Origin of the sequence: Comamonas aquatilis (assembly GCF_965139575.1) — a bacterium.
In the GTDB taxonomy this organism is placed as follows: Bacteria; Pseudomonadota; Gammaproteobacteria; order Burkholderiales; family Burkholderiaceae_C; genus Comamonas; species Comamonas aquatilis.
Genome location: NZ_CBCSIW010000003.1, coordinates 278,686 through 291,915 on the forward strand (window position 1 = coordinate 278,686; position 13,230 = coordinate 291,915).

The following is a 13,230-nucleotide window of genomic DNA, read 5'->3' on the forward strand; positions in this document are numbered from 1 at the left end:
GTTATCAGGTCCTGCAGCAAGCCGCCTTCGGGCGGCTTTTTGTTTTTTGAGCTAGGTAGGACTGTATGCGTTTGCTTCTGGTGGAAGATGATGTGATGGTAGCCAGCGGTATCAAGCTGGGTCTTTCTGACGCTGGTTATGCCGTGGACTGGGTGGGCAGCGCCGAGCGTGCGCTGGAGGTGCTGGCTTCCGAAGCTTTTGATGTGGCGGTGATCGATATCGGCTTGCCGGGGATTAACGGGCTGGAGCTGACCCGCCGCTTGCGCAACAGCGAGATGGAGAGCAAGGCCATGCCGGTGCTGATTCTTACGGCGCGCGATGCCTTGCAGGACCGGGTACAGGGCCTGGATCTGGGCGCGGATGACTATATGGTCAAGCCTTTCGAGTTGCCCGAGCTGCTGGCGCGCCTGCGTGCCCTCATGCGTCGCTCGCAGGCAGCGACGTCCGCCGTGCTGAATTTTGGCTGCATAGAACTGGATACCGCAGGCCGTCGGGCCGGTGCCCGCCAGGCGCAGCAAGACGGCGAGAGCGAAGGCAGGCTGCTGCCCATAGACCTGGGCCCGCGCGAATGGACGGTGCTGGAGTATTTGCTGCTCAACGCCCCCAAGCCGGCCAGCAAGGACAAGCTTTTGCAGGCCTTGACCGGCTGGGATCGCGAAATCACGCCCAATGCCGTGGAAGTCTATGTCTCGCGCCTGCGCAGCAAGCTGGAGCCCCATGGCGTGGCGCTGCGATCCATTCGAGGCTTTGGCTACAGGCTGGAGCTGATGCCTGAAGCGGGCTGATTAAAGTAAAAAGTAATAGCTGTTTGCGCCCGCATTGTTTTGATTTCGAAATCAAACAAGATTGAAATCGTTTCAATGAATGCGCATGCCGCTATGGTTTATATAGTGTCTGTGCATTTTTCTCACGACTTGGCGCCATGACCGCGAATCTGCGTTTACGCCTGCTGGTGCTGTTGCTTGTGCCGCTGGTTTTGCTGGCGCTCATGGGTGGCTGGTTCAGTTACAGCTCGGCAGATGCAGCGTCCACCCAGCACGACCAGCGCCTGCTGCGTCTGCTGCCGGCCTTGGCTGATTCCGTGCTGGCCCCCTCGATTGCCGAAGGCACGCCGCCTCTGGTATCGCTGGCGCCTTCGGTGGAGGATTTCTTGCGCGGCCAGGGCGATGAGGTGGGCTATGCCATTGGCGATCTGAATGGCAATGTGGTGGCCGGCGATACCTGGATCAAGTTTGACGTTCCCGGTACCTCGCTGGCCGAATTTCACAGCCAGGAGCACGACGGTGTCACCTATCGGGTGGGCGTGCTCAAGGCCGAGACCTATGGCGCGGGCGAGATGGTGGTGATGCTGGCCGACAGCTCCGATGTGCGCCAGCAGTGGGTGCGCCAGCTGCTCATGCATGTGCTGCTGCCCAATCTGCTCTTGATTGCCGGTGCTGCCGTGGCGATTTACTGGTCGGTAAGCCGTGCCTTCAAGCCTTTGCACAAGCTCACGCAGGCCGTGGAGCGGCGCTCGCCGCGCGATCTGAGCCCGATTGACGAGACAACCTCGCCAGAGGAAGTGCGGCCGCTGGTGCACTCGCTCAACCGCTTGTTCTCTCTGGTCAATGCCCAGGCCGAAGGTCAGCGCCGCTTTGTGGCCGATGCCGCCCACCAGCTGCGCACCCCGCTGGCTGCGCTGCAGGCCCAGGTGGAGGCCTGGGCTCTGAGTGGGCAGGAAGCACAGCGCATTGCCAAGCGCACCGGCGAAGAGGCTCAGGTGGTGCTCAGCGTGGCGCAGATCGAGCAGCTGCGAGACGCCACGCGCCGCACCTCGCAGCTGGCGCGCCAGCTGTTGGCCCTGTCTCGGGCCGATGCACGCAATGCGGAAATGCAGCCGATTCAAAAAGTCGAGCTCAAGGACTTGTGCGAGAGCATGCTGGAGCTGTTCATTGACAGCGCTTCCAACAAGGGCCTGGATTTCGGTTTGGAGGTTGAGCCGGTTTGTGTCTGGGGCCACAGCTGGCTGTTGCGCGAGTTGGTCTCCAACCTGGTAGAAAACGCCATCAAATACACGCCCGAAGGCGGCAGCGTCACCTTGCGTTGCGGCCAGCGCCAGACGCCGCTGGGCACGGATGATTCTGTGCTCCTGGGTCTGCCTGGCGTCACGGGCTGGGCGTTTGTGGAAGTCGACGACGATGGCCCGGGCGTGCCCGAGGCCGAGCGCAGCCAGATCACCCAGCGTTTTTATCGGGCCCAGGGCGTGGTGGGCGAAGGCACGGGTCTGGGTCTGGCGATTGCCGACGAGATCGCGCAGCTGCACCAGGGTGCGCTCAGTTTTGATGAAGCAAGCAGCGGGAAAGGTTTGCTGGTCAGACTTGAGTTGCCGATTCAAGCTCCAGCGGAGAGCACTGATGATGGCAAGGTGCTCTAGGAACGGGTATTTCTCGGTTAACCTTGAAGATTGGTGAGCGCGGCGGTTATCCAAGGGCAGCGGGAGCATTGCAAATCAGTTGCAAGCAATTTCCAATGAGCTTGGCTGCCTGACAACCTGCCGACAGAGGGGCAGCTTTGTGCTTATCAGCGCAACAGGCTGTGAGAAAATTGTTATAAATATTGAATCGCCTATGTCTGAGTCTGAAGTTCTGTCACCCGTATCCAATCCTGACAATGCAGCGGAGGACTTGTCCGCAACTCCTGCCATGGCCCCGGCTCGCAAACGTCCCAAGCCTGGCGAGCGTCGCGAGCAAATCCTGCAGGCTCTCGCTGCCATGCTGGAAAAGCCCGGTGCCGATCGCATCACCACGGCTGCGCTGGCCGCCCATCTGGGTGTCAGCGAAGCGGCTTTGTACCGTCACTTTGCCAGCAAGGCTCAGATGTTCGAAGGCCTGATCGAGTTCATCGAGCAGTCCGTGTTCACGCTGGTGCAGCAGATCGTGGGCCGCGATGTACCCGACGCGCCGCATGACGCCATCGAAGGTGCACGCAATGCCAACCGCGTGATTGCCCTGCTGCTGCAGTTTGGTGAGAAAAATCCCGGCATGGTGCGCGTGATGGTGGGCGATGCCATCGTGTTCGAACACGAGCGTTTGCAAGCCCGCATGAACCAGTTCTTTGACCGCATCGAATCCACGCTGCGCCAGTGCCTGCGCCCTGCAGCCGGTGCCATGGGCTCGGCCGCGCCTACGGCCGAGGCCTCGGTGGCTGCCAGCGTGCTGGCTTCGTTTGCTTTGGGACGTTTGCAGCGTTATGCTCGCTCGGGCTTCCGCCGCCTGCCTACCGAACATCTTGATTCCAGCCTGGCCATGATGGTGGTCGTGTAAGCAGCAAGATCGCTTCATGTCTTTCAAAAACGCCGCAGCCGCAAGGCTGGCGGCGTTTTTTCATGGCGGATCCAGCAGCGGTGTGATGCCGGCGGGAATAGCTGAAAGCGGAGGAGGGAGCGGGAAAGCCAGGGGCTTTTTTATTTAGGTATTTACCCTTGAGGCACTCGGAGTTGCGGCAGAACTTGTGCAAAATAGAACGAACGTTCGTTTTATTGGATTTTTCATGGCTTCGTCGTCCGTCTCCCGTTCCAACTCTGCCCGTGCTGCAGCCCATGCGCCTGGTCGTGCTTCAAGGCGCCAGGCGGATGTTGCCGACGCTGCTGGCAATGCGGTGAGCAAGTCTCGCAAAGTGGCCGCAACTGCGCAAGCCGTGGACAACACTGAGGCCCAGGAGAGCTTGGCACTCGAAAGCCGTGCCGCTAAATCGGGCCGCGCCCTGCCCAAGGGCCAGCAAACCAAGGCTGCGATTGTGGAGGCGGCGCTGAATCTGGCCACGCACATCGGCTTGGAAGGTATGTCCATCGGCGCTATTGCCGAGCTGACCGGCATGAGCAAGTCCGGCGTGTTTGCCCATTTTGGCTCGCGCGAGGAGCTGCAGATCTCCGTGGTACATGAGTACCACGACCGCTTTGAGCAGGAAGTGTTCTACCCGGCTCTCGATGCTCCGCGCGGCATTCCGCGTCTGCGGGCACTGTTTGACAACTGGATGAAGCGCACCTCCATCGAGATTGACTCGGGCTGTATCTACATCAGCGGCGCCGTGGAATTCGATGACCGCACCGGCCCCGTGCGCGATGCGCTGGTCGAATCCGTCAGCACCTGGCATGCCGCCATGCGCCGCACGATTGTGCAGAGCAAAGACTGCGGCGATCTGCGCGCCGATGTGGACGAAAACCAGCTGCTGTTCGAAATCCACGGCCTGATTCTGGCCCTGCATTACGAGGCCAGATTTCTGCACAGCGAAGGCTCGCTGCAACGCGCCCAAGCGGGCTTCAACAATATTCTGGCCCGCTACGCCAGCGAGCCGCCAGCGGCCTGACCAAGGCCGGTCGCCGCGACATTCAAGCCACCATTCAACGCACAACCCATCATCACAGGAGAGACAAATGCCCAGCTACAACCCGCCTCTGCGCGATATGCAATTCCTCATGCACGAGGTCTTCAAGGTCACCGAGACCTATCAGCAAATGCCCAGGCATGCCGAGGTGGATGTGGACACCATCAACGCCGTGCTGGAAGAGGCGGGCAAGTTTGCTGCCCAGGTGACCTTCCCGCTCAATATCAGCGGCGATGCCGAAGGTTGCACGCTGGACAAGACCACCCATGAGGTCGCCACACCCAAGGGCTTCAAGGAGGCTTATGCCCAGTTCGTCGAAGGCGGCTGGCCTGCTCTGTCCTGCGATCCTGAGTACGGTGGTCAGGGCCTGCCCATGGTGCTGAATTCGGCTCTGTACGAAATGCTCAACAGCGCCAACCAGGCCTGGACCATGTACCCCGGCCTTTCGCACGGCGCCTACGAAGCCCTGCACGCCTATGGCACGCCCGAGCAGAAAAAAACCTATCTGGGCAAGCTGACCAGCGGCGAGTGGACCGGCACCATGTGTCTGACCGAACCGCATTGCGGCACCGACCTGGGCATGCTGCGCACCAAGGCCGAACCGCTGGCCGACGGCACTTACAAGATCACCGGCAACAAGATCTTCATCTCGGCCGGAGAGCACAATTTCACCGACAACATCGTGCACCTGGTGCTGGCCCGCCTGCCCGATGCGCCCGTGGGCTCCAAGGGCATCAGCCTGTTTGTGGTGCCCAAGTTCCATGTGAAGGCCGACGGCGGCCTGGGCGAGCGCAACCCCATCTTCTGCGGTGCGCTGGAGCACAAGATGGGCATCCACGGCAATGCCACAGCCCAGATCAATATCGACGGCGCCATCGGCACCCTGGTGGGCGAACCCAACAAGGGCCTGCAAGCCATGTTCGTGATGATGAATGCCGCGCGCCTGGGTGTGGGCAACCAGTCGCTGGGCCTGACCGAGGTAGCGTTCCAGAACGCTTTGGCTTACGCCAAGGACCGACTGCAGATGCGCAGCCTGTCCGGCGTCAAGGCCAAGGACAAGCCGGCCGACCCCATCATCGTCCACCCCGATGTGCGCCGCATGCTGATGACGGCCAAGGCCTATGCCGAAGGTGGCCGCGCCCTGTCCACTTTCAGCGCCTTGCTGATCGACACCGAACTCAATCACCCCGACGAAAAAGTGCGCAAGGACAGCGCCGAGCTGGTGGCCTTGCTCACCCCCATCGTCAAGGCCTTCATCACCGACAACGGCTGGACCGCGACCACGCTGAGCCAGCAGGTCTTTGGCGGCCACGGCTTCATCACCGAGTGGGGCATGGAACAGTTTGTGCGCGACAACCGCATCAACATGATCTACGAAGGCACGAACGGCGTGCAGGCGCTGGATCTGCTGGGCCGCAAGATCCTGGGCAACCAGGGCGCCACGCTCAAGAAGTTCGGCAAGCTGATCGCCAAGCTGGTGGAGGAAGAGGGCGTCAACGAGAAGATGAGCGAGTTCATCACGCCCATCGCCGTGCTGGGCGATCAGATGACCAAGTTCACCACCGAAATCGGCTTCAAGGGCATGCAAAACCCCGATGAAGTGGGCGCCGCCTCCGTGGACTATCTGCGCGTGGCAGGTCATTTGGTGTTTGGCTATTTGTTTGCCCGCATGGCCCAGGTGGCACTGCGCGAGATTGCCAGCGGCAATACCGACGCCTTCTATCTGGCCAAGCTGCAGACCGCCCGTTTCTACTTCGCCAAGCTGTTCCCCGAAACCGCCACGCTGATGCGCACGGCACGTGCGGGCAGCAAGTCCCTCATGGATACCGATGCAGCTCTGGCTTAAATAGCAGCTGGCGCACCTTGGTCTTGCAACTCAAATGCTTTTTGCATGGAGATCCATATGAATAAAGCGGTAGCAGCTCTGTTTTGCGTAGCAACTCTGGCCTCGGCTTCGGCCTGGGCGCAGATGACGCCCGTAGGCACATGGCGCAGCATGGACGAGAAAGAGAACACGCCCAAGGCGCAGGTGAAGATCAGCGAATCTGGCGGCGTGCTCACCGGCAAGGTCGAAGCCCTGCTGCGCAAGGGCGCCGACCCCAACCAGCTGTGCACCGAGTGCAAGGATGAGCTGAAAGACAAGCCCATGGTGGGCATGACGCTGATCAGCGGTGTGAAGAAGGCCGAGGGCAAAGACGTCTGGGAGGGCGGCAAGATTCTCGACCCCGAAAACGGCAAGACCTACACCGTGCGCCTGACGCCGGTGGACGACGGCAAAAAGCTGGAAGTGCGCGGCTCCATCGGCCCGTTCTGGCGCACCCAGACTTGGGTCAGAGTTCAATAATTCTCAAGACAAAACAGCCAGCGTAGGCGCGTGTGCGCTCATGCGCTGGCCTTCAATGGAACATCACACATGTCCCGATTCAATGTGAAGAAAGTCGCCGTGCTGGGCGCTGGCGTGATGGGTGCGCAGATTGCGGCCCATCTGGTCAACGTCAAGGTGCCGGTCATCCTGTTTGATTTGCCGGCCAAGGAAGGCCCCAAGAGTTCGATTGCCGAGAAAGCCATCGCCAATCTCAAGAAGCTCAAGCCCTCGCCCATAGGCGTGGCCGAAGATGCAGATCTGATTCAGCCCGCCAACTACGAAGAGCATATGAAGCTCTTGAAGGGCTGCGATCTCATCATCGAAGCCATTGCCGAGCGTATGGACTGGAAGCTCGATCTGTATCACAAGATCGCGCCGTTTGTGGCCAAGCATGCGCTGCTCGCATCCAACACCTCGGGCCTGTCCATCACCAAGCTGTCCGAGGCACTGCCCGACGCCATCAAGCCGCGCTTTTGCGGCATCCACTTCTTCAACCCGCCGCGCTACATGCCGCTGGTGGAGCTGATCAACACACCCACCACCAATGCCGAAGTGCTGGACCAGCTCGAAGCCTTTGTGACGACGGGCCTGGGCAAGGGCGTGGTGCGCGCGCACGACACGCCCAACTTCATTGCCAACCGCATCGGCATTGCCGGCATGCTCTCCACCATCAAGCAGGCCGAGAACTTCGGCCTCTCCTATGATGTGGTGGACGACCTCACGGGCAAGAAGCTGGGCCGCGCCTCCAGCGGCACCTTCCGCACCGCCGATGTGGTGGGCCTGGACACCATGGCCCATGTGGTCAAGACGCTGCAGGACAACCTCAGTCTCGAGACCGACCCCTTCTACGGCAACTTCGGCACGCCGCCCGTGCTGGCCAAGCTGATCGCGCTGGGCAATCTGGGCCAGAAGACCAAGGCCGGCTTCTTCAAGAAAGTGGGCCGCGACATCCTGCAGTTCGAGCTGGACAGCGAGGACTATGTGCCCGCCGGCGGCAAGGCCGACGAGGTCTATGGCCGCATGCTCAAAAAGCCGGCCGCCGAGCGCCTGAAGCTGCTGCGCAATGCCGAGGGTAAGGAAGGCCAGTTCCTCTGGGCCATCTTGCGCGACAGCTTTCATTACGCGGCCATCCACCTGGAGACGATTGCCGAATCCGCCCGCGATGTGGATCAGGCCATGCGCTGGGGCTTTGGCATGAAGCAAGGTCCGTTCGAGCTGTGGCAGGAGGCCGGTTGGCTGGAAGTGGCCCAGATGATCCAGGAGGACATTGATACCGGCAAGGCGCTGGCCCAGGTGCCTTTGCCGAAGTGGGTGTTCGAAGGAGCTGTGGCCCAGGCCGGTGGCGTGCATACGGGCGAGGGCTCGTGGAGCCCGGCGCTTAAGAAATTCGTAGCACGCCGCGTACTGCCGGTCTACGAAAGACAGCTGTTTCCTGAAAAACTGCTGGGCGAGGCCAATCTGCCCGACTGGCAAAGCGCGGGCACGACGATTGCCGAATCCAAGGCGCTGCGCACCTGGACGCTGGATGGCAAGGTATTGATCGCCAGCATCAAGAACAAGATGCATGCCATCAGCCCCGAAGTCATGGAAGCGCTGATGGAAGCCGTGGATGTGGCCGAGAGTGAATTCGATGCCATGGTCATCTGGTCGGGCGACACGCCGTTCAGCGTGGGCGCGGACCTGGAAGCCACCATGCCGGCCTTTGTGATCGGCGGCGCCGATGCCATCGAAAGCATTGAGCAAGAGCTGCAAAACCTGATGCTGCGCCTGCGCTATGCGCAAGTGCCCGTGGTGTCGGCCATTCATGGGCTGGCGCTGGGCGGCGGCTGCGAGCTGGCCGTGTACTCGGCCCGCCGCGTGGCCCATATGGAAAGCTATATCGGCCTGGTCGAAGTGGGCGTGGGTCTGGTGCCTGGCGCCGGCGGCCTCACCTATCTGGCCCGCCGCGCGGCCGAGAACGCCGCCACCAGCACCGGCAAGGATTTGCTGCCCTTCCTGACCGAAGGCTTTACCGCTGCCGCCATGGCCAAGGTCGGTACCAGCGCCATCGAATCGCGCAAGCTCGGTTATCTGCTCGATAGCGACATTGTGGTGCCGCACAAGGATGAGGTGCTGTTTGTCGCCATCAACGAGGCCAAGGCCATGGCCGCCGGCGGCTGGCGTGCGCCGCTCAAGCGCCCCTTCCCGGTGGCAGGTCGCAGCGGCATTGCCACCATCAAGGGCTCGCTGGTCAATATGCGCGATGGCGGCTTTATCAGCGAGTTCGACCAGCATGTGGCGGGACTGATTGCCAACGTGGTCTGCGGCGGTGACGTCGATGCGGGCACGCTGGTGGATGAGGCCTATCTGATGAAGCTGGAGCGTCAGGCTTTCTGCCATTTGATTGCTCACCCCAAGACCCATGAACGGATTTTGGGCATGCTCAACACCGGCAAGCCGGTAAGGAACTGACATGACCCCCTGAGCCGCTTCGCGCCTTCCCCCATAGGGGGACGACAGCCTCGCTGCGGGGCGGCCCTTGCTTGCTGTCCCTGGTTTGGAGTGCGCCAGTCTTCTGGGACGCGTCCTTTTCAGGGCCGGCGGGTGGAGTGATAAATAACTGAGATCAAGGAGCAATCTCCATGAAGCAAATCCAAGACGCCTATATCGTTGCCGCCACGCGCACGCCCATCGGTCGCTCGCACAAAGGCTATTTCCGCAACTACCGGCCCGACGATCTGCTGGCCACCACGTTGAAGGCGGCGCTGGCCCAGGTGCCGGGCCTGGATCCGGCCGCCATTGAAGACATCATCTGCGGCTGCGCCATCCCCGAAGCCCAGCAAGGCCTGAACGTGGCGCGCATTGGTGCCGTGCTCGCGGGCCTGCCCAACAGCATCGGCGGCATCACGGTGAACCGCTTCTGCGCCTCCGGCCTCTCTGCCGTGGCCATGGCTGCCGACCGCATCCGTGTGGGCGAGGCCGATGTGATGGTGGCCGCTGGAGTGGAAAGCATGAGCATGGTGCCCATGATGGGCAATGCGCCCAGCCTCTCGCCCAGCATCTTCGAGCGCGATGGTGATGTGGGCATTGCCTACGGCATGGGGCTGACGGCCGAGAAAGTGGCCCAGCAGTGGAAGGTTTCGCGTGAGGCGCAGGACGCGTTTGCGCTGGAATCGCACCGCCGTGCCATGGCGGCCCAGCAAGCCGGTGAATTCAGTGATGAAATCACGCCCATCGAGGTGACGGACCGCACGCTGAATATCGCCACCGGCGAGCCCGTGGTCAGCACCCGCAGCGTCAATCTGGATGAAGGCCCGCGTCCCGACACCAGCCTGGAAGGCCTGGCCAAGCTGCGCACCGTGTTTGCCGCGCGCGGCTCGGTCACGGCGGGCAATAGCTCACAGACCAGCGACGGTGCCGGCGCCCTGATCCTGGCCAGCGGTGATGCCGTCAAACGCTTTGGCCTGACGCCGCTGGCGCGCTTTGTCAGCTATGCCAGCCGGGGCGTGCCCCCGGCCATCATGGGCATAGGTCCCATTGAGGCGATACCTGCCGCACTACGCTATGCCGGCCTCAAGCAAGAGGATATCGACTGGTACGAGCTCAACGAAGCCTTTGCGGCCCAGTCTCTGGCGGTGATCAACACGCTGGGTCTGGATGCTTCCAAGGTCAACCCCATGGGCGGTGCGATTGCCCTGGGCCACCCGCTGGGCGCCACGGGTGCGATTCGCGCCGCCACCGTGGTCCATGCATTGCGCCGCAAGCAACTCAAGTACGGCATGGTGACCATGTGCGTGGGCATGGGTCAGGGCGCAGCCGGCATTTTTGAGCGCGTCTGAGTCTTGAGACGCTGATGCAGCCGTCTGCGCCTCAGGCAGTGCAATGGACGGAGACGGCCTTGCCCGTCTCCCCGCATATGGCCGATCTGGTGCTGCGCCAGTGCCAGCCCACCCAGGCGGCAGCGCGGGCGCAGATCGTGGTGGCCCCCGCCATGGGCGTGCCGCAAAGCTATTACCAGCCGTTTGCCCGCTGGCTGGCCGAGCAAGGCTTTGGCGTCACCACCTTCGACTATCGGGGTCAGGGCCTCTCGCTCAAAGGCCCGCTGCGCGATGCCAGGGCCGATGTGCTGGACTGGGTGCAGGACTGCCAGCAGATCGCCGCCCAGATCAAGCAGCAGTTTGCCGATCAGGCGCTGATCTGGATTGGCCACAGCGTGGGCTCGCAGCTGCCGGGCCTGGCCTCGATTCCTTTGCCGATAGACGGTCTGCTTTCTGTGGGCAGCGGCAGCGGTTACTGGCGTGACAATGCTGCGCCCACCCGACGCGTGGTGCGGATTTTCTGGTGTGGTGTGGCACCGGTGCTCACGGCCTTGCTGGGTTGCTTTCCGGGCCGCAAGCTGGGCATGGTGGGCGACCTGCCTGCCGGTGTGCTGTGGCAGTGGCGGCGCTGGTGTCTGCATCCCGACTACGCCATAGGCGTGGAGGGCGAATGGGCTGCGGATGCCTATGCGGCGGCCCGCTATCCGCTGCATGCCCTCTCGTTCGAAGATGACGAGATGATGTCTCTGGCCAGCACGCAATCCCTGGTGGGCTGGTATAGCAACGCCCCCAGCCAGTTGGAGCGTGTACCGGCCCGTCTTTCCCCCACAGGCCGCATAGGCCATATGGGGTATTTCCGAGCCGAAATGAGTGAGCTACTGTGGCGGCCTTTGCTGCCCCTGCTCGAGCAATGGCGGCACTCGGATCGCAGTCCAGGCAAACCCTTGTTTGGTCTGCTTGAGTCACCTGCTTGACGCAATTCATGACCGCCCTTGGGCAACACTGAAAGCCTATGAGCACGAACACACATCCATTCGATAGCGCCATTGCCCTGGTGCCCACCGGCGTGCCCGGCCAGTATCAGGGACAGTCTTCGCAGGACTACTGGAATATGGTGGGGCCGTATGGCGGCATCACGGCGGCGGCGCTGGTGCAAGCCATGCTGCAGCATCCGCAATGCCTGGGCGATCCGGTGTCCATCACCGTCAACTACGCTGCAGCCATGGGTGCAGGGCGTTTCGAGATCGATGCCAATCCGGTGCGTACCAATCGTTCGACCCAGCACTGGTTGCTGACCGTCAAGCAGGCCGCAGAAGATGGGGTGATGCAGGTGGTGACCACGGCCACCGCCATGACGGCTCTGCGCCGCCAGACCTGGAGCGCTAGCGATGCGCCCATGCCTGTGGTCAAGGCCCCGGCCGAGGCTGAGCGCGTGCCCGCACTGGTCGGTGCGGTGGAATGGCTCAACCGCTACGAGATGCGTTTTGTGGACGGCATGCTGCCCATGAAGGAAGACGGTACCGAGCGCGACAGCCTGACGCGGCTGTGGGTGCGCGACAATCCACCGCGCCCGCTGGATTTCGCATCGTTGGCCGCCGTCTCCGATGTGTTCTTTCCACGGGTATGGTTGCGCCGCGCGGCGCGCGTGCCTGCAGGCACGGTGTCCATCACGGTGTACTTTCATGCCGGCCGCGAGGAGCTGGCCGCAGCGGGCGAAGGCCTGCTGCTGGCGCAGGCGCGCGGCCAGGAGTTTCGCAACGGCTTTTTCGACCAGACGGCCCAGTTGTGGAGCGAAGCCGGCGTGATGCTGGCCAGCAGCCATCAGATCGTCTATTACAAGGAGTGAGTCGCAAGACTGCGGCTGCCTTCTTGATTCCCTATCACCCCCATTACCGAAAAGACTTATGAGCGATACCAAGCAAGACCTACTCGTGCATACCGAAGAGGGTGTGTGCACCATCACCTTCAACCGCGTGGACAAGAAGAACTCCTTTACCGAAGCCATGTACAGCGGCATGGCCGAGGCGCTGGTGGCGGCCAAGGCCGATGCGGCCGTGCGCGTGGTGGTGTTCCAGGGCGATATCGCCATCTTCAGCGCCGGCAACGACATCGGCGATTTTCTGAAGCAGGCCTCCAACCCCGGCGCCATGGGTGCCGAGGCTCCGGTGTGGCGCTTTCTGCAGGAAGTGTCGGCCTTTCCCAAGCCGCTGATCGCTGCCGTGTGCGGCCCGGCCGTGGGTATCGGCACCACGCTGCTGCTGCATTGCGATCTGGTCTACGCCGGCGACAACGCCGCCTTTTCTCTGCCCTTTATCAACCTGGGTGTGTGCCCCGAGGCTGCCTCCAGCCTGCTGCTGCCCCAGATGCTGGGCTATCACCGCGCAGCCGAAGCCTTGCTGCTGGGCGAGCCCTTCCTGGCCGAAGCGGCGCTGGAAGTGGGTCTGGTCAACCGCGTCGTGCCGCCCAATGAATGCAACGGACTGGCCCAGGCCCAGGCCAAGAAGCTGGCGCGCAAGCCCCTGTCTTCGCTGATCGAGACCAAGCGCCTGCTCAAGGGCGGCCAGGCCAAGGCGGTGAGCGAGCGCATCGTGGAAGAAGGCGCCAGCTTTGCCCGCATGCTGCGCGAACCCGCAGCCAAAGAAGCCCTGACCGCCTTCATGGAAAAACGCCATCCAGACTTCAGCAACTGCTGAAGTCAAGCTCCGC

11 protein-coding genes are annotated in these 13,230 nt (G+C 62.2%); all 11 read left to right on the forward strand.

Going from position 1 to position 13,230, the window contains the following annotated elements; genetic code table 11:
• The first annotated feature begins 65 nt into the window (after positions 1 to 65).
• The 11 genes from ACNAZA_RS06340 (at position 66) to ACNAZA_RS06390 (ending at position 13,217) form a co-directional block, all read left to right on the forward strand.
• The gene (locus ACNAZA_RS06340; RefSeq protein WP_415795628.1) at positions 66 to 785 is read left to right on the forward strand and encodes a response regulator transcription factor; all 720 of its coding nucleotides are present in this window, start codon (positions 66 to 68) and stop codon (positions 783 to 785) included.
• Positions 786 to 922: 137 nt separating this feature from the next.
• The gene (locus tag ACNAZA_RS06345; RefSeq protein WP_415795629.1) at positions 923 to 2,413 is read left to right on the forward strand and encodes a sensor histidine kinase; all 1,491 of its coding nucleotides are present in this window, start codon (positions 923 to 925) and stop codon (positions 2,411 to 2,413) included.
• A 193-nt stretch (positions 2,414 to 2,606) separates the two neighbouring features.
• Positions 2,607 to 3,302, forward strand: a complete 696-nt coding sequence (slmA, locus tag ACNAZA_RS06350; RefSeq protein WP_120971567.1) for a nucleoid occlusion factor SlmA — start codon at positions 2,607 to 2,609, stop codon at positions 3,300 to 3,302.
• A gap of 226 nt (positions 3,303 to 3,528) precedes the next feature.
• Complete coding sequence (locus tag ACNAZA_RS06355) at positions 3,529 to 4,344, forward strand: TetR/AcrR family transcriptional regulator (protein WP_415795630.1); 816 nt, start codon at positions 3,529 to 3,531, stop codon at positions 4,342 to 4,344.
• Between the two features lie 67 nt (positions 4,345 to 4,411).
• On the forward strand, positions 4,412 to 6,208 hold the full coding sequence (locus ACNAZA_RS06360) for an acyl-CoA dehydrogenase C-terminal domain-containing protein (RefSeq protein ID WP_415795631.1): 1,797 nt from the start codon (positions 4,412 to 4,414) through the stop codon (positions 6,206 to 6,208).
• A gap of 57 nt (positions 6,209 to 6,265) precedes the next feature.
• On the forward strand, positions 6,266 to 6,706 hold the full coding sequence (locus ACNAZA_RS06365) for a DUF2147 domain-containing protein (RefSeq protein ID WP_415795632.1): 441 nt from the start codon (positions 6,266 to 6,268) through the stop codon (positions 6,704 to 6,706).
• Between the two features lie 69 nt (positions 6,707 to 6,775).
• Positions 6,776 to 9,178, forward strand: a complete 2,403-nt coding sequence (locus tag ACNAZA_RS06370) for a 3-hydroxyacyl-CoA dehydrogenase/enoyl-CoA hydratase family protein (protein WP_415795633.1) — start codon at positions 6,776 to 6,778, stop codon at positions 9,176 to 9,178.
• Positions 9,179 to 9,348: 170 nt separating this feature from the next.
• Entirely contained in the window at positions 9,349 to 10,545 is a 1,197-nt protein-coding gene (locus ACNAZA_RS06375) for an acetyl-CoA C-acyltransferase (RefSeq protein WP_415795635.1), read from the forward strand.
• A 14-nt stretch (positions 10,546 to 10,559) separates the two neighbouring features.
• Entirely contained in the window at positions 10,560 to 11,498 is a 939-nt protein-coding gene (locus tag ACNAZA_RS06380; RefSeq protein WP_415795636.1) for an alpha/beta hydrolase family protein, read from the forward strand.
• A 38-nt stretch (positions 11,499 to 11,536) separates the two neighbouring features.
• Positions 11,537 to 12,370 carry an acyl-CoA thioesterase gene (locus tag ACNAZA_RS06385; protein ID WP_415795637.1) on the forward strand — a complete coding sequence of 278 codons (834 nt, stop codon included), beginning with the start codon at positions 11,537 to 11,539 and terminating at the stop codon, positions 12,368 to 12,370.
• Between the two features lie 58 nt (positions 12,371 to 12,428).
• On the forward strand, positions 12,429 to 13,217 hold the full coding sequence (locus ACNAZA_RS06390) for an enoyl-CoA hydratase (protein ID WP_415795638.1): 789 nt from the start codon (positions 12,429 to 12,431) through the stop codon (positions 13,215 to 13,217).
• Positions 13,218 to 13,230: the final 13 nt, after the last annotated feature.